Below are 22,692 nucleotides of genomic sequence, written 5' to 3'. Positions count from 1 at the left end.
AGCTTTATAAATAGTTTTAAAAAATATGTCAAGTAAATTCACTATATTGACAGGTTTTACAATAAAAAGTACTCCTGCCTGAATGTTTTGTCTTGATAATAGTGCTAGAGCAGTGTAAACAACTCTGTCCTTCTCTACCGTAAACCGTAAGTTGCTGAGTAAAATAACCAGGTTTGTTATCACCGTTTACAAAATCTTTAAGGGTAGTGCCGCCGGCAGTTATAGCTTTAGCTAATACTTCTCTAATCGATTTAATTAAACTTTCTATTTCATCATCCCTTAAATTGCTACCTAATTTATCCGGATGAATTCTAGCTAAATAAAGACTTTCTGAAGCGTAAATATTGCCGACTCCGACTATAATTCTATTATCCATAATTAAATTTTTTATCGGTATTTTTCTAGTAATTAATTTGCTTTTTAAATATTCCAGTGTCAATGAATCAGAAAGCGGCTCTACCCCTAAATTATTAAATAACTCTTTTTCTAGGAAGTTAGTTTTAAAATTATAAATCATTCCAAAGCGTCTAGTATCGTTAAAAATTAACTTTTCACCGTTACTTAAATCAAAAAATACATGATCGTGTTTTTTAGTTTCATAGTTAGAAGGTTGCAGAGTAAATCTACCGCTCATACCTAGATGAACTATTAAAGAATAATCATTATTAAAATCTATAATTAAATATTTTGCACGACGCCTAACATCCAGTATATTAGTATTTGAGATTTCTGTAGCTAAAAGCGGGGATAGTTTATAACGTAAATTATCTCTTTTTAACTCTACATTTTCTATAATAAGCCCAATTAGCTTATCTTTTAGAGAGTTTTTAAGAGTTTCTACTTCAGGAAGTTCCGGCATTTGATACTAATATTTATAATAAAAAACTATGAACCAAACAAATTTTGGCTTTAAAAAAGTAGACTACACAAAAAAACAAGGGTTAGTAAATAGCGTTTTTTCTAATGTCGCTGATAAGTATGATTTAATGAATGACTTAATGAGTTTTGGACTACATCGTTTGTGGAAAGATGAATTTATTAGGCAAATTCCAAATCTTAACTCTCATATATTAGATGTCGCTAGCGGTAGCGGTGATATCGCTTTAAAGCTTGCTAAAAAAGCAAGAGATAGAGGCAATAATATTGCTTTAACTTTAAGCGATATAAATGAAGAGATGCTAAAGAATGCTAAGAAAAAAGCAATTGATCTTAATTTATTTCAGAACCTTAATTTTACTGTAGCAAGTGCAGAAGAATTGCCTTTTTCAGATAATAGTTTTGATTATTATACTATAGCATTTGGTATTAGAAACGTACCTGACATTAATAAAGCTTTAAAAGAAGCTTATAGAGTTCTAAAACCGATGGGTAAGTTTATATGCCTTGAGTTTTCAAAGGTAAAAGAAAGTTATTTTAAAGATTTTTATAAATTTTATTCATTTAGTATTATACCTACCATCGGTCAGGCAATCACCGGTAATAAAGAGGCATATGAATATTTGGTCGAAAGTATCGAGTTATTTCCCTCGCAAGACGAGTTTAGAATAATGCTTAAAGAAGCAGGATTTGAAGAAGTTAGTTATAAAAATTTGAGCGGCGGAATAGTTGCTATGCACAGTGCGTATACTCGATGAACTTCAAAAATTGGCTACGTCGTCTTATAAGTTCTGCGGTGCTCACGTATTAAGTATACGCTCTGCTCCTTGACTTATAGACTCCTTGCTCTTTTTGAAGTTGATCTTCGTCTACCATTATTCATTTTCTTAAAGTATACAAATGATAAGTAATTTTTTTAATTTAATACGTATTTTTCGTATCATCAGTAAAAAACGAATCCTAATTGATTCAAGAAGCCCTAAATATTTCAGGTTTATCGGTTATATATTAGCTTTATTTTCTGCTCCGTTATCATTATTTAAAAAACCGCATGAAGATTACGGCAAACGCTTAATAGATTGTTTAAGTGAACTTGGACCTATTTATATAAAATTCGGACAAACTCTTTCGACAAGACCCGATTTAGTAGGAGCAGAGATAGCAGGTTATTTAAGGTTATTACAGGATAAGCTACCTCCGTTTGATGGTGGGGTGGCGAGGAAATTGATAACGTCATTGCGAGGAGACATTTATGTCGACGAAGCAATCTCAGCAAGTAAGCAAAAGATTGCCATGCATTCTACGAATGCTCGCAATGACGCCCTCCCTTTCCTACATTTCGACGACAAGCCAGTCGCAGCCGCATCAATCTCGCAAGTACACAAAGCACAACTCGCAACCGGTGAATATGTTGCGGTGAAAATTCTGCGTCCCGGTATTCATAAAAAATATAACAGAGATATTAAGCTGCTATATTTTCTTGCAAAAATTATCTCAAAATTTTCTAAAGCAAAAAGGCTAAAACCAATTAAAGTAGTTGATAAATTTCATGAAACTATGAGATTTGAGCTTGATTTAAGGCTAGAAGCGGCAGCTTCTTCTGAGCTTATGGATAATATGCGAAATGATATTAATGTGATAATCCCTAAAATATATTGGGATTTAACGTCGGAAAATATACTAACTACCGAGTGGTTAGAAGGAACTTCTATATATGATACTTCACTGCTAAAAGAAATGGGATTAGAGCCTACAAAAATAGCTCAGAATTTCGCCGTAATGTTTTTCAATCAAGCCTATAGAGACGGTTTTTTTCATGCTGATTTACATGCAGGCAATATTTTAGTGAATAAGCAAGGTAAGATAATTTTACTTGATTTCGGTATTATGGGCAGACTTAAAGAAAAAGATCGTTTAGCCGTTGCAGAAAGTCTATTCGGTTTTTTAAACCGTGATTATAAATTAGTTGCTAAAGTACATTTAAGAGCCGGCTACATCCCATCAAATACCGATTTAGATTTATTTGCTCAAAGTTGTAGAGCAGTTACTGAGCCTATAGTAGGGACACCCACAAAAAATATTTCCATAGGTAAGCTGCTTGCACATTTATTTAAAATCACTGAAGATTTCGGCATGGAAGTACAACCGGAATTATTGTTATTGCAAAAGACTTTGATAATGGTTGAAGGGATAGGCAGACAGCTAGACTGTAATGTTAATATGTGGCAACTCGCCGAACCTTGGATTAAAAAATGGGCAGTGAAAAACTTAAGTCCTGAAGCGAAGTTGCTACGACTGGTAAAGCATTACCTAGATAGCCTAAGGGATATTGTTTGACATATAAAAATTATTAATATTATAGCCTTATATATTAAGAAATTTATTATTATGAAACTAAAAGATTTATTTATTAAACATGCTATTAAAACTCCTTTTTTGGTTGATTGTAAAGACGATAAAATTGTATTTCCTTCAGATAAAGAGCAAAATATAAAAATAGACTAAAAGAAAAAATAGGCGAGGAAGAGTTTGAAGGATTAACGGCTTCAGATAGAATAGTTCAATGTCCTGAAAACTTAGAAAATATAGCTTTAGTAAATATAGAAAAATATCCTGATATATCGCTTATAGCAGCAACATTTCTTAATGATGTACAACGTGAATATTATATAATCCATATAGATATCGATAATAATATTAAATCGATGGTCGTGCCTCCGTATTGCAGTTTAGAGTAAATAGTCTATAATCCTCAAACAGTAATAAGAGAGAATTATAGTTAAGGAGTTATGGCAAAAATAGATGTTAAGTGTAGATATTGTAACAACACAGAAGAAGTAATAAAGTCAGGATATTCAATTTCAAAACAACAGAGATATGGTCATGCCTCCATATTGCAGTTACGCCTATTAAAAAGCTATACGTTCAATAAGAGTACCAATAACCTTATCATGAATATCCAATGACTTGGAAAAGCAGATTGTCTTACGTGCAAGCCTCTTGCATCTCGTTCTAAGGTTCAAGTTACTTCGTTCTATCCGTTGAGTGTATTTTTTACTGATAATATGCTTTTTAGGGTCTAATAACCTAGCATAACTCCCCCATCCATCTGTATAGTAAAAAGTCACCTTGAAATTCTCTAGTTTTTTCAGTAATGATTCTAATGTGCTATCACATCTTGTACCAAACGTATAAGCAACTACTTTTAACGAAATCTTATCCAAGGCATACCAAAGCCATCGTTGTCTGGATTTATTCTGTACATAAGACCATTGTTCATCTATCTCAGGAGCAATAATTACTTTTGTTGTACTGATAGAATGATTTATTGTTTTTAATACTAGATTTTTTTAAAACACGGATAACTGTATTGATACCCACTTTTAATACTCTTACTGTATCTCTAACTCCAGAGCCGTTGATTGACATTTCTACTATTTGCTCCTTAACTCCAGGCTTAGATGCATTATTAATATACTCCAATTGAAAATATCGATTACACCGCTTGCATTGATATCTCTGTTGTTTTGAAATTGAATATCCTGACTTTATTACTTCTTCTGTGTTGTTACAATATCTACACTTAACATCTATTTTTGCCATAACTCCTTAACTATAATTCTCTCTTATTACTGTTTGAGGATTATAGACTATTTACTCTAAACTGCAATACGGAGGCACGACCCTCCAATTGAAAATATCGATTACACCGCTTGCATTGATATCTCTGTTGTTTTGAAATTGAATATCCTGACTTTATTACTTCTTCTGTGTTGTTACAATATCTACACTTAACATCTATTTTTGCCATAACTCCTTAACTATAATTCTCTCTTATTACTGTTTGAGGATTATAGACTATTTACTCTAAACTGCAATACGGAGGCACGACCTGCTTTTTAATAGGCGTAACTGCAATATGGAGGCATGACCTTACTATACAGATGGATGGGGGAGTTATGCTAGGTTATTAGACCCTAAAAAGCATATTATCAGTAAAAAATACACTCAACGGATAGAACGAAGTAACTTGAACCTTAGAACGAGATGCAAGAGGCTTGCACGTAAGACAATCTGCTTTTCCAAGTCATTGGATATTCATGATAAGGTTATTGGTACTCTTATTGAACGTATAGCTTTTTAATAGGCGTAACTGCAATATGGAGGCATGACCAATCAATGTATACTGTTCTTACCGACTTGCAGTTAGAACATTTATATATTGTTACCGCCGGTAATAATATATATAAAAAAACAGAAAAAATAAGTGTAGTCGGAATAGAGAACTTATCTAATTTACAGCTTGGTTAAAGTATATAAGTTACCATATTTCATTACCTTTAGTCTTATCATCACTTAATAATTCATGATGATAATTAGAGTCAGTAATATTATCTAGTAATATATCTAATTCAGATTTTTCTGTGCTTAAACTGTTATTAGTGAATGTTAAACTACACATAAGGATTTTTAGTTTTTACGTAAGTAAATCTAATAGGAATGCCTGGCATGTCAAAAGCCTCACGCATATTATTTACTAAATACCTGGTATAGCTATCGGTAATTTTTTCCGGATTATTGGAGAATAATTTGAAAGTAGGGGGGCGGGTTTTTGTTTGAGTCATATATTTTACACGCACTCTTTTACCGCCTTTTTGTAGAGGTAGTGGATGTGCTTCCGTAGTAAAATTAAGCCATTCATTTAATTTGCTAGTAGTTATTTTCTTATTCCAAATTTTATAGATTTTAAGACACGCATCTAAAACCTGCTCTATATTTTGTTTATTTATTGCTGAAATAAATAGAACGGGTACGCCCTTAACCTGAGGCAGATGAGTATTTATCTGATAATAAAATTCTTCCTGAAATGCTTCTTTTTCGGATTCTTTAACTAAATCCCATTTATTCACTACTATAACTATACTTCTCCCCTCATTTACCACATGGCTTGCAATATTTAAATCTTGCTGTTTTAAAGGGGCTAAAGCATCAATCATTAAGATTACGGTATTAGCAAATTTAATAGAGTTAATAGCATCTGAAGCCGATAATTTTTCTAAAGACTCTGTAATAGTAGATTTTTTGCGGAGTCCTGCCGTATCGATTAATTTAATGTGATTATTTTTATATTGCCAATCAATTTCAATTGATTCACGAGTAATACCGGCTTCAGGACCGGTTAATAATCTTTCATCATTAATAAGAGCGTTTATAAAAGTAGATTTTCCGGCGTTAGGTCTGCCACTAACTACTATCTGCAAACAATCTCCTTTAATTGGATCGGCTATATTTGTCTCGATTGATTCTTCTTCAGGTAACTTGGCAATAATTTCGTCATATAAATCAATTAAGCCTGTGCCATGCTCGGCAGAGATAGCCACCATACTATCAAACCCTAATTTGTAGTATTCTTTATCAAAATCAAAAGCTTTCTCGCATTTATTAACTATCAATATAGCAGGCTTATTATATTTTCTAACAAAGCTACCAAGTAGCTTATCATCGGGCAATATTCCGCTTCTACCGTCAACCATAAAACAAATTAAATCTGCCTCTAAAATTGCTTTAGTAGTCTGTTCCATTAACCTTTCTCCCATACTATCAGGATTCTCTTCAAGTCCTGGGGTATCAATTAATAAAAATTCAAATGAGCCGATTTTGCCGTCTGTATATTTTCTATCCCTAGTGACGCCCGGCAAATCGTGAACGATAGCTTTTTTACGTATGCTTAATCTATTGAAAAGGGTTGATTTGCCTACATTCGGACGACCAACTAAAGTAATGATTTTCTTAGTCATTATTAATATATTATTATGGTTAAGAGAACTAATAATGCTCCGATAAAACCTACTATATTTGCTATTATAATAGGTGTATTTTTTATTAATATGCCGTATATAAGCCAACTACAAAGAGCAATAGCACTTATAGTAAAGGCGGGCATAGAAACAGAAGCCGAAGATTTGCAGGTGAAAATCTTATGAGCCTGTACATAAAACATAAAATTGCCGATTGTACCGACAATCGTCATATATTTTTCGTAAAATTTCATGAATTTTGGAGACATATGTTTATTTCTTATTTTTTCGTCATTGTGAGGAGTGAAGCGACGAAGCAATCTCAGGAGTTTGTTATTATCTCATGAGATTGCCACGCAGCCTACGGCTGCTCGCAATGACGAATTGGACAACCCTGACTACCCCTTAAAACTCGCAATTACCGGTATATGATCCGAAGGTTTTTCTTGAGTCCTTAAATTATAATCCATATAGCAATTTTCTAAATAGTCAATAGTATTATTACAACCAAGAATCATATCAATTCGCATACCTTTATTTTGTTCAAAACATCCGGCTCTATAATCCCACCATGAAAATTCTTGTTTACTCGGATGTATCAATCTATATAAATCCTCAAACCCAGAATTTAGAATAGTACGTAGTTTTTTTTGTTCAACCTGAGTAAAACAAGTAGTTTCAGCAAGAGCTTTAGGTGAATATACGTCTATATCGAACGGTGCAATATTGAAATCACCGCCTATGATAGTTTTTTCGTCAAAAGATTTTTTAGTTGATAGATAATTGATAAAATTATCATAAAATGCTAGCTTTGCTACAAATTTATCGCTACCGACAAATGAACCGTTAGGAGCATAGAGCGAGATTATATTACAAAACCCTATAGGTAATGATAATTTTATTTCTAAGAATCTTGCTTGATCACTGCAGTAATTATTCGGAAAATCCTTAATTATTTCATCGGCAGGAAATTTTGAAATTATAGCAACACCGTTATATGATTTTTGCCCGTGAACATAAAAATTATAAGGTAGATCGGATAATTCATCAAAAGGAAATTTTTCGGTTTCGCATTTTATCTCTTGCAATAATAAAATATCCGGATTTTCTTTAGATAAAAAATTACGCAATAAATTAAGTCTTGTTTTTATGGAATTAATATTCCAAGTAGCTATCTTCATGTTTGTTTTTCTATGTCTTCTAATTTTTCATTACGGAATCGCCACTCAAGAAAACCAAAATGATAGACTAAGAGACTAGTAATAAATGCTCCGGAAATTACTATAATCATTGAATATTTTATTGTATGATAATTTGGATTACTACCATACATATCTAATAATACGCTAAAAGCTATACCCCATAATACAGTGATTTCAATACTAACGCCTCTTGGTACCCTCTTAATTGAATTTTCTTTCATAATAAAATCTCGTAATATTGCACCGCAATTAGCCGTAATGAAAGCAAAAAACGGTCCCCAAAAACTTAGAGGCTCAATTTTGTGAATAATAACCATTGCAACTCCTATAATTATAAAAGTTGCTTGTCCGAATGAATCGCAAATTGCTACTATATTATTTAATGATTGTTCTAAATAATTATCTTCAGCAATCTGTTTATTATAATAGCTGAATAATTTAATAATTGTAAAACCGAGTAAAACTACTACAAATATGTAATAGAAATAAGAAGGAGTAAAATAGAAGTTTAAATGTCCGGTATCATGATTTACTATTAAATCTAACATTATGCAGCTACTAACAGATGGTAATACCGCAAATAAAAATGTACCGAATAAAGTACTATTTTTTCTGCTACTCAAAATAATTCCCGAAAAAGCAAAAGCAAGGCAACCAAGTAAACCTATAACATGACACCAACGAGAATCTATAGATTTAGGCAATAGAATATGATATATATATGTCTTAATAATTTTTTTATACTCGTTACTTGCAAGAAAATCATCTATCGCAAAATTAAATTGTTCAACTATGTTTAAAGATACGGTTTTTTTGCTAAACATTAAATGTAGGGGTGTTTTAATATTTAAGGGAACTTCTAATATATTCCTGTCCATTGTTCTTCCTAAAATATTAACGGCACCAACAATTCGATCACTAATGAAACCATCAATTTCTTTCTTGATTAGTCCATTTATCAATTCCATATTATTTTGATATATTCTAATTATATCTTGATTTTTCTCATTATATAAAAAATCCGTAAATTTAGGGTCTCCGTATACAGTACCTTTCACTATTCCTAACTGGAGATTAAATAGACGTATTTGTGCTGTTAGTTCATTAACATTTTGGAAATTTAACTTTTTGGCAAGCGGTTCAATAATAAATAATGATAATTCTTCAAGACGATAAGGCTTTGAAAAATAAGCATAGTTACTTCTCTCAGTAGTATAAGTAGCTCCTGCTGTCATGTCGGCATTGCCGCTTTGAATATCTAGCTGATCTTGATACCAGCTATCTTGATTATACTCAATATTAATACCTATTTTTGCAGCAATAGCGTTAATTAATTCTATATCCATACTGGAAACGGTAGTATGACCGTTTGAAGTAGCAATTAAGTATTGGTAAGGTTCATTTATATACCAGGCATTTATCAAAGTTTTTTTATCGGCTGTCCCTTCGCATTCTAAAATTGCTTGTTGTTCGTTTGCACCTATGCTCAAAGCATAAAAATTTTTAGAAATGAGAAGTATAAAAATAAAAAGCTTTAAAATTTTCATGGTTTGTATTTTTTAAATTAACGTGTCATCCCGCGGCAATACTTTATCGTTATTGCGAGGAGCGAAGCTTTGCTGCAATCTCATGAGGTAATACTAATTCCTGAGATTGCCACGCTCCTTTTAGTCGCTCGCAATGACGGTATTACGAACTACTTTAATTTCGCCGTCAGAAAATTTAATATTAAAAATTTTTTCATTTGCAGCAGTAATTTTAGAAGATAAAAAATTACCCGTTTCCCCTTTAACTATAGCAAAACCTCGTTTTAATACGTTATTATAATCAAGGCTTGCAAGTAACGTACTATTTAATTCTAATTTATACTCAAAATTTTTCAAAGTATTATTTGCCGATTTTGATAGATAAGCTGTTTGATGTGTTAATTCTAATGTTTTGTAATTGAGTATTTTAGCAGGGTTAACTCTTTCTTTAGAAAAAGATTTAATCTTTGTTTCTTGTAGTTCAATAAAGCACGGTAAAGCATCTAGCAAATTAAAACCGGTTTCGTCCAGTAATTGCTGCTTATTATTCATATAGTGAGAGAGATATCTGTGTATTTTATCGTAATTTATTATATTTTGTTCGTGATATTTAATTAACCTGCTAGTATTATTCAATAATATTTTTTCATAAGATTGTAGAGTATTATTTAAAATAGATCGTACCGGTACAGCAAATTCTGCGGCAGCAGTCGGTGTTGGAGCTCTTTTATCGGCTGCTAAATCTATTAAAGTATAATCCACTTCATGACCTACTGCGGAAATAATAGGAATTTTTGAGTTATAAGTAGCACGTACTAATATCTCATCGTTAAATGACCAAAGATCTTCTATAGAACCGCCGCCTCTAGCAACAATTATAACATTTGGTTTATTTATCTCTTCTAAATTGTTAAATCCTTCAATTGCTTCAGCAATTTCATTGCCGGAATTTTCGCCTTGTACGCTAACCGGCCATATTATTATCCGAGTTGGAAAACGTTCGCGAATGCGATGAATAATATCTTTAATAACAGCACCGGTTATTGAAGTGATAACGCCTATTTTATCAGGTAAAAAGGGTATAGGAATACGTTTCTTATTAAATAGTCCCTCTTTTTCTAAACGAGCTTTGCGTTCATTTAGAATTTGCAACATAGAACCAAGTCCTGCAGGTTGCAAATTATCTACCGATAATTGATAGCGTGAATTACCTGCATAACTTGAAAGCTTGCCGCTAATCACCACTTCCATACCGTCATTTAAAGGAAATTTGATTTTAGCAAGAATAGGACGCCAGCAAGTACAAGCTAAAATAGCGGTATTTTCTTTTAAGTTAAAATAAGCATGACCTGAGCTTGCTATTTTTAAACCTGAAATTTCTCCTTTTACCTTAATATAGCCAAAATTATTTTCTAATAATTCTTTGATTTTATTAGAAATCTCACTAACTGAAAACTCTTTGGTTGCTTGATTTGCAATGAAATTGTCTAGCATTTTATTCTTGGTTTTTTTGAGCTGAGAGTAGTGCATTATTCGTCATTGCGAGGAGAAGCTATAAGTTTCGACGAAGCAATCTCAGGAAGTTTGACGAGATTGCCACGTCGATGCTACGCATATCCTCGCAATGACGTTACCTCAATAGAATAACCTTGCTACTCTCAAAAGAGCAAGCAAAATTTTTTATTATTTGATATATTACTAATAGCTTGCTATTATTTTTTACTATTAAAATATATTTATTAATATAAATGCTATTGCGAATAATATGCTTGCTTATTATCATAATATTTTCTTTGGTAAGCTTTGCCGATCTTTCTAAGAATGGTCAGAATATTAAAATTAGTAATATGATAGCCGACTTCGTAGAGTATAACGAAAGTCAGGATTTGATATATGCTAAAGGTAATATAAGAATTATCACGGATGAGTATTTATTAACGGCAGATAATTTACTTTATGATATAAAAAATGATATTTTATGGGCAGAAGGTAATATCCGAATTAAGGATAAACAAAACAGAATAATAGAGGGTGATAAAGCAGTTTTAAAAGATGAATTTAAGAAAGGTATCATATCGGAATTCATTTTACTTTCCGGTGATAATAATCTTTTAATTGCTAAACTTGCCGAAAGAATAGACGAAAATAATCTTAAGCTGCACCATGCCGAATTTACCCCTTGCGATGTTACTTGTAATAGAAACCCTATTTGGCAAATTGCTGCTAAGGATACTTATATTCACTCTGAAGAACATAGAGTAGTTTATAAAAACGTGTTTTTTGAAGTATACGGCGTACCGATTTTTTACTTACCGTATTTTTTTCATCCGACTCCTACGGCCCCTGCAACTTCCGGATTATTGGTACCTGACGTCAAAAATAAAGGGTTTGGTATACCTCTATATCTACGTGCAAAACCTAATATGGATTTTACTCTCACTCCAAGGATTTTTAGTAAATATCAAACTTATGAGCTAGAAGCACGCTATCGTCCGAATGATACCGATAATATGAATTTTCAAGGTAGTTACGGTAAATTACCGTATTTTCTAAAAAAAGACGGAAATGTAGTGAAAAACAAAAAAGTTTCTTCTTATCATTATATAGCAAGCGGTAATTTTATTAGTACCGATAAAGTTTATGATTACGGCTTCAGGGTGGAACGTACATCGGATAAAGCTTATTTAAAAAATTATTATAATAACTACGCTTCATATTTAACTTCTAAAATATTCTTAAATAAAATTCATGAAGCTGATTATTTTTCGGCGGAAGGATTAAGTTTTCAAGGCTTAGGTAGTAATGATAGTAAATATACTGACCCGTTAGTATTACCGAAAATCAATACAAAAAACGTGATAAATTTGAATGATAATGAAAACAGCCATATCGTTGTTGAAAATAATACGTTAATGTACAAAGAAAGAATAGGGAAACAAGTCGCTAGAACCTCTTTGCAACTATCCTTTATGCAGAATGTGCTGACTTCTTCAGGGCAAATTTTTGATTTTGTAGCAAAAGATAGAGGTGATTTTTATCTTGCTAGACGGGCTTATTTAGATAAGACGAGAGAAAATAAATCATTTCAAAGGAATATACCGGAATTGCAAACCTTATGGCGTTATCCGTTAGTAGGTAATATAACAAAAACGATAAATTTACTTATTGAGCCGGTAGTTTCTTTTACTATGGGACGTAAACTATCTAAGAAAGATAAAAAATTTGTTATAATTGATCCTGCTAAATATGAATTATCCGAAAAAAATATCTTTTTATCCAACCGTTATAGCGGTATTGATTGCCATGATTTCGGTAATAGATTAAGTTACGGCTTAAATACTAGTATTGCTAAAGAAGAAAATTATTTAAAATTATTTTTAGGACAGTCACGTAATACAAGATATAGTATAGATTTGCCTGCGGATGATACGGAAAATGTAGGACAGATTCTAGGTAATCTTTCTAATAATTTAGAAGTGTTTTATAGCTTTCGGAAAGATAAATATTTCAGACCTATTAGAGATGAGGTGGGAGGAAATTTTAACTATGATAAGATTAACTTGCTAGGTAGTTTTATTCAGCTTACAAACCTTAAAAAATATTATTCCGTAGAAAGTATAAAGGTTTCAAATAATAGAGTACGACAATTTTATGGAGACATAAATTATCAGCTAGCGGAAAATTGGACTATAGGCTTTGGTGCACGTATTGATCTCTCTAGACGTTCTCCAAATTTACTTACTCGAACTATTAGGGTGACATATGCTAAAGATTGTGTTAGAATTACTGCAAAGATTTATTCCGATTATCTAGCCGATGGAAGCAGAGGAATCAAAAAGACTACCTCTTCGCCGACTATTTCTATCGGTTTAAAGGTGCTAAATATGTGAGTTTAGCATTGTGCTTGTGTGGATAGTTGTCATTGCGAGGAGCGAAGCGACGTGGCAATCCAGAAAAAGTAATAAAAAATGCTATTTAGCATTTTTAACTGGATTACTTCGTCAATTTACTATGTAAATTTCCTCGCAATGACGAGTTGCTATCCACATAAAAACTATTCCAATTATTACGTTATGTGAGTCTGAAAAAATATGAAAAAATTACTACTTATAATCATTACTGTTTTTTTTGCTTTTAATGTAGCACAAGCTTCGTTGCCGAATATAGTAGCATCCGTAAATGATGAACCTATTACTCTTAATGAGTTCCGTGCTAGAAAAAAAATGATTATGGCACTAAATAATGTTGAAAGTCTAACGCCTGCTCAAGATAAGCAGCTAAGTGACTTAGCAATCAAGAGCTTAATTGATGAATCTTTGCTTTTTCAATATGCCGGAGATAGAGAAATTCCGCAAGAAGAGATAGATAATGCTATTAAATCTATTGAAGATCGTAATAAAATGCCTCACGGTTCTCTTCTTCAGTATTTAAAAAGCAGATCGGTTAATCCTGATAGTTTTATTTCCCAAATTAAATCCGAGTTGATTAAAATGAATATTTTATCAAGTCTATCAAGATCAGTACAAGTAAGTAATAAAGAAATAGATGTCGCAATTTTATCTAGTGATCAAAAAGACGTAGAAATTTCAATGCAAGTATTTACATCTAAAGATGGTGGCAATAAAGCGTTTACACAGATGAATAATTTGAAAAATCGACTAAAAAAATGTGCAGACGTTAAAAAATCGCTTTATGATAATTTTGCTACTATGCAAATTATTACCGATAAGCTTAGCAAGATAGAAGCTGTAAAACAAACTATTGTAAAGGACTTAAGCTCGGATAAAGCAAGCAGTGTTTTTGAAGTAAATAACAAATTTGAAATAATATTAGTGTGCAGCAAAAAAATCTTAAATGTTAATGAAGATGAAAATAATTATGTAGTAAACTTCCTAACCAATAAAAAGATTTCACAAAAAGCACAAAAAATGTTTGAAAATATGCGTAAGAAAGCAGTTATAAAAATAATGTTATCAGAATAACGTCATTGCGAGGAGCGAAGCGACGTGGCAATCTCATGAAATAATACAAACTCCTGAGATTGCTTCGTCAATACTTCGTATTTCCTCGCAATGACGATGCTTGCTCTACACAATCACCTTTAAAATCCATGCTCCCTTCAATTGCAAAACATGCAGCATCTCATCAAATTAATCCTCTTAAAAAGCACGGACAAAATTTTATTTTTGACAGTAGTCTATGTGATAAAATTGTACGTGCGAGTAACCTTGCAGCAAACAGCAGAGTGCTAGAAATAGGACCAGGCACCGGAGGATTAACTAGGTCAATATTGCAGAAAAATCCTGAATCCTTAACTGTTATAGAAACAGATGAGAGATGTATCCCGCTTCTTAATGAGATTAAAGAATATTATCCTAATCTAAATATTATAAAACAAGATGCTCTTAAAATAAATTTAACTGATTTAGGTTATGATAAAGTAACTATAATCTCTAATTTACCATATCATATAGGTACTGAGTTAGTAATTAGATGGCTGAAAGAAGCACGGTTAATTACTAATATGACGCTAATGTTACAAAAGGAAGTAGTAGAACGTATTTGTGCTATGCCGTCAACTAAAGCATATGGCAGGTTATCGGTAATATGTCAGTTAATTACTAAAGTGGAAAAATGCTTTGACGTAGCACCGACTGCTTTCTATCCACCTCCTAAAGTATATTCTGCGATAGTCAAACTAATACCTTTAGAAAATCCGCCGTCTATTGCTCTGATAAATAAAGTTGAGCAAATAACAAAACTTGCTTTTGCAGGACGACGGAAAATGATCAAATCATCACTGAAAAATCTTGTACCTAACATACATGAAATATTAACTCAGTTGAAAATCAATGATAATTATCGTGCTGAAAATCTTACTCCTCAAGATTATTTGAGAATTGCCGAAATGTTGGACAATGTCATCTAGTTCGCTTGACGAGCGTTGTTGCATGGCTCAACTTCACTCTTGTCATCCTAGCTAACTTGAACGCGGGATCTAGCTTAAAATACTAAATTATTAATATTTTTTATTGTTTTTATGGACCTAGTTAGCAAGCCACGGGGTGACATAGTGGGGTTTACCGAGTCATGCAACAAGGCTGGCTTGTCCACGGGATGACACATCATTCAGTTTTATCTAACTTTTTTGCTTCTGCTTCTTGCTGTAGTTTATATTCTGCTGCTTTTTCTTCTATATAGTTAAAAAAGAAATAACAAAATGTTAAAAAGCTAGTTAAAATGATTGCAAACGTTATTAATATTAGCTTAAGTTCTTTTTTAGAGTTTTCAGCTTTTAATCGCTTTTCCTCCTCTTCATTAATTATAAACTCAGGTAATATATCTGATTCTTCTTCTTTATTTTCCATGCGTTACCAATATCTTAAGTTTATTAAAAATTAATGATAGAGTTTAAATATCATTTAAGTAAATTACGATATAAAGATACTTAAAATAAGTCAACAATTTTTAATCATTAGTTGTGATTTAATATAAATTACTGTTTTGATTTTGGGAAATCTACATTATCTTAGCCAAGTGTATGAAGGTGTTTAAGCTTTCTTCGTCGTCTTTGGTCATTATATAAGGTACTTTAACATATATAAGCATTTGATGTGTTTTGTCCGATATTTTATTTTTCTCTAAAACGCATATAATTTGTGAGTATTGTTATATTCATCTTGTATACTAAACGCTTTATTTGCTACAACTGATTTATCAGATTTTGATATAAAATCATCAATAAAATAGTTTAAAGGATCTCCAAATAATTCGCTTAATTGCTCGTCATTTTGAAATTCTTCATATGATAACGATCTTGCAGTTTTCAACTTAAAATATGATTTAATCATTTCAAGAGCAGAATATCTATCGCAGTTCATTATTAAGAATTTTATATAACATTTTTTATCAAAATATGCAGGTATCATTTTTAAATCCTTATTAATAATTTGCTGTTTGTAATAAGATAATTGACGCATAAAAACGATAATTGTAGCTGTAAGACCTGCAACTAAGATAGAGTATAAATTTAGTGATTGAAAAAGCATATTTTTAATATATTTAATTATAACTACCAACGATAGTATAGTATTTTCTGCTTTTCAATCTAAAAATGAAACATTGCTATATATTACTTATTTTTTCTTTCAATTAGTTTATTTATCACATATTTATTGTGTCGCTAATAGAACATGAGGTTTATATAAATTAAGTTTCAACTCAACTAATCAATTTTTATATCTAGGACAAGAAAGTTATTAAAAAATAAATTTCTAAAATCTTATTAATTTTTGCTTAAAAATATATTAAAATATAAGAAAATAAAAGTTGAACATCAATTAATGCAGATAAATAAGCAGCAGAAAAAGGACCTTTTGATATTATTGGTGATGCATGGTTGTTTTGATGAGTTAAAAAACTTATTAGAAAAGCTCGGTTATAGAATTAAAAAAGATAATAAATATATTATTACTCATCCTCAAGAAAGACGAATTATTTTCGTAGGGGACTTAGTAGATCGAGGTCCAAACTCACCGGAAGTATTACGCTTAGTAATGGATAGTGTTTCCTCATCTATTGCCTTTTGCGTTAACGGTAACCATGATGACAAACTAAAACGAAAACTTCAGGGACGAAATGTTGTTATTGCCCATGGACTTCAGGAAACACTTGATCAATTAGAAAAACGAGCCGGCAGAATTTAAAGCATCTGTTCTTGAATTTTTAGAAAGTTTAAGTAGTTATTACATATTAGATAATGAAAAATTAGCAGTATCACATGCCGGCATTAAAGAAAAAGATCTAGGGCGTAGTTCTGAGCGAATAAGTAAATTTTGTATGTATGGTGCAACCATCGGTGAAATTGATGAGTTTGGTTTACCGCTTCGTTATCCGTGGGACCAAGAATATCAAGGAAATACGCTGATTGTTTATGGGCATACCCCTGTTTGTGAAGCACAGTGGCTTAATAATACTATAAATATTGATACAGGATGTGTATTTGGAGGTAAACTTACTGCACTTCGTTATCCGGAAAAAGAGTTAGTTTCTGTAGATGCTGCGAAAATTTATTATAAACCAATCAAACCATTTAAGAAATAATTAGATTATGAATTCAAAAATAATAAAGAAAAAATAAATATGTATGAGATAGTTCAAATAAAAATTGTAAATATTTTTCATAAGCCGGTCGTGCCTCCGTATTGCAGTTTAGAGTAAATAGTCTATAATCCTCAAACAGTAATAAGAGAGAATTATAGTTAAGGAGTTATGGCAAAAATAGATGTTAAGTGTAGATATTGTAACAACACAGAAGAAGTAATAAAGTCAGGATATTCAATTTCAAAACAACAGAGATATCAATGCAAGCGGTGTAATCGATATTTTCAATTGGAGTATATTAATAATGCATCTAAGCCTGGAGTTAAGGAGCAAATAGTAGAAATGTCAATCAACGGCTCTGGAGTTAGAGATACAGTAAGAGTATTAAAAGCGGGGTATCAATACAGTTATCCGTGTTTTAAAAAATCTAGTATTAAAAACAATAAATCATTCTATCAGTACAACAGAAGTAATTATTGCTCCTGAGATAGATGAACAATGGTCTTATGTACAGAATAAATCCAGACAACGATGGCTTTGGTATGCCTTGGATAAGATTTCGTTAAAAGTAGTTGCTTATACGTTTGGTACAAGATGTGATAGCACATTAGAATCATTACTGAAAAAACTAGAGAATTTCAAGGTGACTTTTTACTATACAGATGGATGGGGAGTTATGCTAGGTTATTAGACCCTAAAAAGCATATTATCAGTAAAAAATACACTCAACGGATAGAACGAAGTAACTTGAACCTTAGAACGAGATGCAAGAGGCTTGCACGTAAGACAATCTGCTTTTCCAAGTCATTGGATATTCATGATAAGGTTATTGGTACTCTTATTGAACGTATAGCTTTTTAATAGGCGTAACTGCAATATGGAGGCATGACCATAACATTTATTAAAGCGTAGGTATTGTTAAGTAAAAAATGCTGAAAAGCTTGACTTTATGCTGCGTTCGCCGTTTGATACATTGGTGAATTTGCCTAAAAATGGCGAATGGTACCCGCGGCCGGACTTGAACCGGCAAGAGCTTACGCTCCACGGATTTTAAGTCCGTTATGTCTACCATTCCATCACGCGGGCAATTATAAATACAGAACTGTATTTTTCTAAGTGGACAGATTAATAAAAAAAATACAAAAAAGCAAGTACTTTTATCGTTAATATATTAGTCGGATATAAAAAAATTATTAAACCACTTTAAAATAGTTAGTTTACTCATTAATTTATTAGATAATTAACTTAAATAGTGACAAAATAGTAATAATATGATAGATTAGTTTCAGAAAGTAATACTTTCCCTTGCATGTTATTGACATGTTTATTGACAAATGCCGCAAGGTAAGGTAGTTTTGCATAATGAATTTTTATCGGCTCTTATATTTAAGTAAGATTTAAAGTAAAATTTAAGTTTTAGTTATTATAAGCGTGTGTTAAGTTCAAATAAGTAATTTCTATCTAATAAAGGTTTTTATGGCTACAAATATAGTAGGTAAAGTTAAGTGGTATAATTCTACGAAGAATTTTGGATTTATTGAACAGGAAAATGGCGGCAAAGATGTGTTTGTACACAAATCAGCCGTAGACGCAGCAGGTTTACATAGCCTTGAAGAAGGACAAGATGTAATTTTTGATCTTGAAGAAAAGCAAGGAAAAGCCTACGCTGTTAACCTCAGAATTAAATAAATATATTTATAATACCAAAAGCAGCTATCCAAAATTGTTTATAATTTAGGGTAGCCTAGTCATCTTTATCAAAATAGTAAATATTTTGTTTTTGTCTTATAATAACCTATATAATTTTAAGTATAATAAATTATTTTTACTAAGGGGCATGAAAATGCCCTAAATCTAATAATATTATTCTGGCTTGAATAAGATTCTAAAATAGTTTCATTATTCATTATCGTTTTATATATTTAGTTGGTTTGTAATCTAGCTTAAGCATATTTTTTGATTCAGGATAATTATATAAGTCGTTATTTTAATTTACTATAACTTATTTTTTATACAATAGACCTGCATAACTTATCTTAGAGGCTATCTGTAAATAAATTTTAATTAGTAATTAAAGAGTTTTTTTAGCGAAAAGTGATAAGATTTTTGAAGAAATAGTTATTCATATTTCAAAAAAAAATCTTATAATTTGCAGCCAAAAAGAATTAAATTATCGGTTAAAATTTATTTACAGCTAGGCTCAGGAAATAAGAGATCTCTACTCTACTCAAGCGTACTATAGTTAAGTATACAAGGCTGAGAGAGCATCTCATATATCTTTAAGAAATGGGCTATGTAAGAGGTCTAATCAATAATGTGCATATTTTGATTTAAAACTATATTGGATTATATAATGAAAAATTTTAATTTATCTGAAGAATTAATTATCGCTCTTGAGACAATGAATATCACTGAGCCGACTGAAATACAAAAGCAATCGATTCCGGTTGCAATGGCAGGGTCGGACATACTTGCTTCTAGCCAAACAGGTTCAGGAAAAACTCTCGCTTATTTATTGCCGTTAATTGATTCATTTATTAAAAATAAAACTACTGCTTTAATTCTTGTTCCGACTAGAGAATTAGCAACGCAAATACACAGTACTTTAAATAAAGTAACTACATCCTATAAAATTAATAGTGCAGTTTTGATAGGCGGTGAACCGATGCTTAAACAATTTATGCAATTAAAAAAGAATCCGAAAGTGATTATTGGTACGCCGGGGCGTATTATCGATCACTTAAATAGAGGAAGTCTAAAAATTGATCGCATAGGCATAACCGTACTTGACGAAATGGATAGAATGCTTGATATGGGGATGAAAGAACAGTTAGAAGAAATCAATAAATTTTTACCGGAAAAAAGACAAGTTTTAATGTTTTCTGCTACTATGCCAAAACATATTATTGCTGTTTCTCAAAAATATCTAAACAATCCGATACGTATTACAGTAGGTGCTACTAATAAAGCAGCTGCAGAAATAAAACAGGAATCAATGCATGTTTCTGATAAAGAAAAATTTAGTGAATTAACTAAACAACTTGGTAATAGGGAAGGATCGGTAATTATTTTTGTGAAGACTAAACGCTCTGCTGATCAATTAGCTAAAATGTTAAAATATGAAAATCATAAAGCAGAAGCTATACATGGTGATTTAAGTCAGCGTCAACGTGAAAGAGTAATTTTATCATTTCGTAAGTCAAATTATAGAATAATGGTAGCAACTGATGTAGCGGCTCGTGGACTTGATATTCCTCATACACAGCATGTTATTAATTATGATTTACCTATGTGTCCTGAAGATTATTTACATAGAATAGGTAGAACGGGTAGAGCAGGGGCCACCGGCCATGCTTTGTCTTTTATTTCTCCTGATGATGTTATTAGATGGCGTGCAATTGATCGTCTAGTAAATAAAGGTGAATCTACACCACGCAGTGAGTTTAGGAGTGATAAAAATAATCGTAAAAGATCATTCGGTAAAAGAGCAGGCGGTGAGGGTAAAAAGTTTAATTCTTTTGATAATAATCGTAAAAAAACTTTTGACGGTAACAATTACGGTAATAAAAGAAAGAAAGTCTCGTAGTTTAGATTTACGTCATTGCGAGCAGCCATAGGCTGCGCGGCAATCTCATGAAATAATAAAATCCTGAGATTGCTTCGTCAAAACTTACAGTTTTTCCTTGCAATGACCGAAAAACCGACCTATGCAACAACGCCAACGCTATGCGGGAATGACATCAAGGCATTTTATATAAGGAGGATAAATTCATAAGTTTAAATTTTTCACGATTTCAATCTATATTTAATATTTTATTCATATTGATAATTTCTTTTCCAGGTGGTTTAATTTATTTACTTACCGGTTCAACTCTTTCTTTTTGGCTTCGAGAATCCGGTTTTGATAAAATCACTATCGGGCTTTTTAGTTTAGTTAATTTTATTCATATATTTAAATTTTTATGGGGTCCTTTACTAGAAAAAGTAAGTTTTGCTCCTTTAAGTAAGCAAGGATATAAATATTGTTTAATTATTACTTTGGTTAGCTGTATTTGTTGTGTATATATTCTAACAAATTTTAACCCTAACACTCATTTTATACCATTTGCTTTATGCTTAGTAGCGGTGGCATTTTTTTCTTCCATTTATGATATGTTGCTTCAATCATCACAGATGTTACTTATTACAAATAGAAATTGGGGCATAAGTGAGGCAGCTTGTACTACAGGCTTTAGAATAGGTATACTTATAGCAGGTTCAGGAGCGTTATATTTATCGACTATCATATCTTGGCAAGATGTTTATCGTTCTATGGCAATTTTATGTATACCGTCATTACTATTAATTATAATCTATCCGCTTAAATTTAAAGATAAGACAATTATCAACGATTTTGATAGATTTTGGCATGCTTTTTATGATTTTATTAAGAAACCTAAATGGCTAATAATTGTTAGTTTTATGCTTCTATATCGTCTTCAAGATAATTTTCTTTCAATGATGCCGAATATGTTTTATCTCGATATCGGGTATACGAAGAAAGATTTAGCACTTGGATATAAAGCTTTTGGTATGTGCGCTGCAATCCTTGGAGGTTTTATAGGCGGGTTTTTGTGCCGAAAATATGAATATTCTTATTTGCTTAAAAGAGCATTAATATATCATGCTTTATCTAGCCTATCTTTTTTATTTCTCTATTTTTATAATCGAGATATTACAAGTCTGTATATAGCGGTCTTTTTTCAAGAATTTACCAAAGGCTTAACTATGTCGCCGTTTTTTTCTTACCAATTAAGATGTTGTAGTTCTAAATATTGTATAACCCAAATTGCGTTAATTACTTCTATTGCTTATATTAGTACCATATTGTTTGGTAGTATTTCAGGCTATGCAGCTACTTATTTAGGTTGGACTTATTTTTTCATCGTAGCAGGATTTTGTTTTATACCGGCTTATATATTAATTAGATATTTACCGACTTATGTCATTCCTAGCTAAAAGGGTTGTTGTTGTGTGGCTCGGCTCCATCATCCCGTGATTTATTCACGGGATCTAGTTAAAAATACTATATTATTAGTATTTTTAGTTGTTTTACTGGATACTGTAGATAAGCCACGGTATGACACTGAACGTGCTTTCCGAACCATACAACAACACCTAAATTAATCCGCTAATCCGGCTAGCTTT

Annotated in this window: 22 protein-coding genes, 1 tRNA gene and 4 pseudogenes; 14 read left to right on the top strand and 13 right to left on the bottom strand. The window is 31.7% G+C overall.

Annotated elements, in window-relative coordinates; genetic code table 11:
• Positions 1-28 precede the first annotated feature (28 nt).
• Positions 29-859, bottom strand: coding sequence for a bifunctional DNA-formamidopyrimidine glycosylase/DNA-(apurinic or apyrimidinic site) lyase (gene mutM / locus ACNFN7_RS01750; protein WP_485440586.1), 831 nt, complete (start codon positions 857-859; stop codon positions 29-31).
• Between the two features lie 28 nt (positions 860-887).
• Here mutM and ubiE point away from each other — a divergent pair, with 28 nt between their 5' ends.
• The 3 genes from ubiE (at position 888) to ACNFN7_RS01735 (ending at position 3,842) form a co-directional block, all read left to right on the top strand.
• Positions 888-1,634 carry a bifunctional demethylmenaquinone methyltransferase/2-methoxy-6-polyprenyl-1,4-benzoquinol methylase UbiE gene (gene ubiE, locus ACNFN7_RS01745; RefSeq protein ID WP_485440585.1) on the top strand — a complete coding sequence of 249 codons (747 nt, stop codon included), beginning with the start codon at positions 888-890 and terminating at the stop codon, positions 1,632-1,634.
• A gap of 142 nt (positions 1,635-1,776) precedes the next feature.
• On the top strand, positions 1,777-3,213 hold the full coding sequence (gene ubiB / locus ACNFN7_RS01740; RefSeq protein ID WP_485440584.1) for a 2-polyprenylphenol 6-hydroxylase: 1,437 nt from the start codon (positions 1,777-1,779) through the stop codon (positions 3,211-3,213).
• 452 nt (positions 3,214-3,665) lie between these two features.
• A complete protein-coding gene (locus tag ACNFN7_RS01735) occupies positions 3,666-3,842 on the top strand; it encodes a hypothetical protein (RefSeq protein ID WP_485440583.1) in 177 nt (58 codons plus the stop codon).
• Here ACNFN7_RS01735 and ACNFN7_RS01730 read toward each other — a convergent pair.
• A protein-coding gene (locus ACNFN7_RS01730; protein WP_485440526.1) for an IS1 family transposase occupies positions 3,786-4,479 on the bottom strand; the annotation gives its coding sequence in 2 pieces (ribosomal slippage) (positions 3,786-4,194 and positions 4,193-4,479; 696 coding nt in all). The genes ACNFN7_RS01735 and ACNFN7_RS01730 overlap by 57 nt on opposite strands.
• A 40-nt stretch (positions 4,480-4,519) precedes the next feature.
• On the bottom strand, positions 4,520-4,687 hold the full coding sequence (locus ACNFN7_RS01725; RefSeq protein ID WP_485440582.1) for an IS1 family transposase: 168 nt from the start codon (positions 4,685-4,687) through the stop codon (positions 4,520-4,522).
• Positions 4,688-4,825: 138 nt separating this feature from the next.
• Here ACNFN7_RS01725 and ACNFN7_RS01720 point away from each other — a divergent pair.
• Together ACNFN7_RS01720 and ACNFN7_RS01715 are read left to right on the top strand one after the other, a co-directional pair.
• Positions 4,826-5,020 (top strand): annotated as a pseudogene (locus ACNFN7_RS01720) (IS1 family transposase); the annotation flags it as partial.
• A 35-nt stretch (positions 5,021-5,055) separates the two neighbouring features.
• Positions 5,056-5,187 carry a hypothetical protein gene (locus tag ACNFN7_RS01715; RefSeq protein ID WP_485440581.1) on the top strand — a complete coding sequence of 44 codons (132 nt, stop codon included), beginning with the start codon at positions 5,056-5,058 and terminating at the stop codon, positions 5,185-5,187.
• A 10-nt stretch (positions 5,188-5,197) separates the two neighbouring features.
• Here the strand turns inward: ACNFN7_RS01715 and ACNFN7_RS01710 are convergent, their stop codons facing one another.
• The 7 genes and pseudogenes from ACNFN7_RS01710 to ACNFN7_RS01680 form a co-directional block, all read right to left on the bottom strand.
• The gene (locus ACNFN7_RS01710) at positions 5,198-5,338 is read right to left on the bottom strand and encodes a hypothetical protein (protein WP_485440580.1); all 141 of its coding nucleotides are present in this window, start codon (positions 5,336-5,338) and stop codon (positions 5,198-5,200) included.
• The gene (gene der, locus ACNFN7_RS01705) at positions 5,331-6,674 is read right to left on the bottom strand and encodes a ribosome biogenesis GTPase Der (protein ID WP_485440579.1); all 1,344 of its coding nucleotides are present in this window, start codon (positions 6,672-6,674) and stop codon (positions 5,331-5,333) included. The genes ACNFN7_RS01710 and der overlap by 8 nt, the downstream gene beginning before the upstream one ends.
• A gap of 2 nt (positions 6,675-6,676) precedes the next feature.
• A complete protein-coding gene (locus ACNFN7_RS01700) occupies positions 6,677-6,943 on the bottom strand; it encodes a SemiSWEET family sugar transporter (RefSeq protein WP_039594854.1) in 267 nt (88 codons plus the stop codon).
• A 129-nt stretch (positions 6,944-7,072) separates the two neighbouring features.
• Positions 7,073-7,855, bottom strand: coding sequence for an exodeoxyribonuclease III (xth, locus tag ACNFN7_RS01695; RefSeq protein WP_485440578.1), 783 nt, complete (start codon positions 7,853-7,855; stop codon positions 7,073-7,075).
• Positions 7,852-9,423 carry a transporter substrate-binding domain-containing protein gene (locus ACNFN7_RS01690; protein ID WP_485440577.1) on the bottom strand — a complete coding sequence of 524 codons (1,572 nt, stop codon included), beginning with the start codon at positions 9,421-9,423 and terminating at the stop codon, positions 7,852-7,854. Before ACNFN7_RS01690 ends, xth begins: the two co-directional genes overlap by 4 nt.
• Positions 9,424-9,543: 120 nt before the next feature.
• Positions 9,544-10,896, bottom strand: a complete 1,353-nt coding sequence (gene xseA, locus ACNFN7_RS01685) for an exodeoxyribonuclease VII large subunit (RefSeq protein WP_485440576.1) — start codon at positions 10,894-10,896, stop codon at positions 9,544-9,546.
• A gap of 81 nt (positions 10,897-10,977) precedes the next feature.
• A pseudogene (locus ACNFN7_RS01680) lies at positions 10,978-11,185 on the bottom strand (hypothetical protein).
• On the opposite strand from ACNFN7_RS01680, the gene ACNFN7_RS01675 reads away from it, so the two are divergent.
• The 3 genes from ACNFN7_RS01675 to rsmA all read left to right on the top strand — a co-directional run bounded on the left by ACNFN7_RS01675 (position 11,151) and on the right by rsmA (position 15,331).
• Complete coding sequence (locus ACNFN7_RS01675; RefSeq protein ID WP_485440575.1) at positions 11,151-13,292, top strand: LPS-assembly protein LptD; 2,142 nt, start codon at positions 11,151-11,153, stop codon at positions 13,290-13,292. The pseudogene ACNFN7_RS01680 and the gene ACNFN7_RS01675 overlap by 35 nt on opposite strands.
• Before the next feature lie 201 nt (positions 13,293-13,493).
• Entirely contained in the window at positions 13,494-14,384 is an 891-nt protein-coding gene (locus ACNFN7_RS01670) for a SurA N-terminal domain-containing protein (protein WP_485440574.1), read from the top strand.
• 128 nt (positions 14,385-14,512) lie between these two features.
• Positions 14,513-15,331: a 16S rRNA (adenine(1518)-N(6)/adenine(1519)-N(6))-dimethyltransferase RsmA gene (rsmA, locus tag ACNFN7_RS01665; RefSeq protein WP_485440573.1), complete on the top strand. Its 819-nt coding sequence runs from the start codon at positions 14,513-14,515 to the stop codon at positions 15,329-15,331.
• Between the two features lie 196 nt (positions 15,332-15,527).
• Here the strand turns inward: rsmA and ACNFN7_RS01660 are convergent, their stop codons facing one another.
• Both ACNFN7_RS01660 and ACNFN7_RS01655 read right to left on the bottom strand, forming a co-directional pair.
• Positions 15,528-15,770, bottom strand: a complete 243-nt coding sequence (locus ACNFN7_RS01660) for an RP671a family tick cell line-upregulated protein (RefSeq protein WP_485440572.1) — start codon at positions 15,768-15,770, stop codon at positions 15,528-15,530.
• A gap of 151 nt (positions 15,771-15,921) precedes the next feature.
• Positions 15,922-16,481, bottom strand: a pseudogene (locus ACNFN7_RS01655) (hypothetical protein).
• Between the two features lie 213 nt (positions 16,482-16,694).
• On the opposite strand from ACNFN7_RS01655, the gene ACNFN7_RS01650 reads away from it, so the two are divergent.
• From ACNFN7_RS01650 to ACNFN7_RS01640, 3 genes and pseudogenes are all read left to right on the top strand, one after another.
• Positions 16,695-17,108: a metallophosphoesterase gene (locus ACNFN7_RS01650; RefSeq protein WP_485440571.1), complete on the top strand. Its 414-nt coding sequence runs from the start codon at positions 16,695-16,697 to the stop codon at positions 17,106-17,108.
• Between the two features lie 133 nt (positions 17,109-17,241).
• Positions 17,242-17,505, top strand: a complete 264-nt coding sequence (locus ACNFN7_RS01645; protein WP_485440570.1) for a bis(5'-nucleosyl)-tetraphosphatase PrpE — start codon at positions 17,242-17,244, stop codon at positions 17,503-17,505.
• A 168-nt stretch (positions 17,506-17,673) separates the two neighbouring features.
• Positions 17,674-18,366 (top strand): annotated as a pseudogene (locus ACNFN7_RS01640) (IS1 family transposase).
• A gap of 139 nt (positions 18,367-18,505) precedes the next feature.
• On the opposite strand, the gene ACNFN7_RS01635 reads toward ACNFN7_RS01640, so the two are convergent.
• Positions 18,506-18,591: transfer RNA gene (locus tag ACNFN7_RS01635), tRNA-Leu, on the bottom strand.
• Positions 18,592-18,981: 390 nt separating this feature from the next.
• Between ACNFN7_RS01635 and ACNFN7_RS01630 the strand changes: the two genes are divergently transcribed.
• The 3 genes from ACNFN7_RS01630 to ACNFN7_RS01620 all read left to right on the top strand — a co-directional run bounded on the left by ACNFN7_RS01630 (position 18,982) and on the right by ACNFN7_RS01620 (position 22,503).
• Positions 18,982-19,194 carry a cold-shock protein gene (locus ACNFN7_RS01630; protein ID WP_008579233.1) on the top strand — a complete coding sequence of 71 codons (213 nt, stop codon included), beginning with the start codon at positions 18,982-18,984 and terminating at the stop codon, positions 19,192-19,194.
• Positions 19,195-19,858: 664 nt separating this feature from the next.
• Positions 19,859-21,091, top strand: coding sequence for a DEAD/DEAH box helicase (locus tag ACNFN7_RS01625; protein WP_485440569.1), 1,233 nt, complete (start codon positions 19,859-19,861; stop codon positions 21,089-21,091).
• Positions 21,092-21,276: 185 nt separating this feature from the next.
• A complete protein-coding gene (locus ACNFN7_RS01620) occupies positions 21,277-22,503 on the top strand; it encodes an MFS transporter (RefSeq protein WP_485440867.1) in 1,227 nt (408 codons plus the stop codon).
• Positions 22,504-22,692: the final 189 nt, after the last annotated feature.

Source organism: Rickettsia sp. MAE-05, from assembly GCF_057319745.1.
The sequence above is the reverse complement of the archived record's forward strand: the minus strand, read 5'-3'. Positions and strand labels throughout refer to the sequence as shown.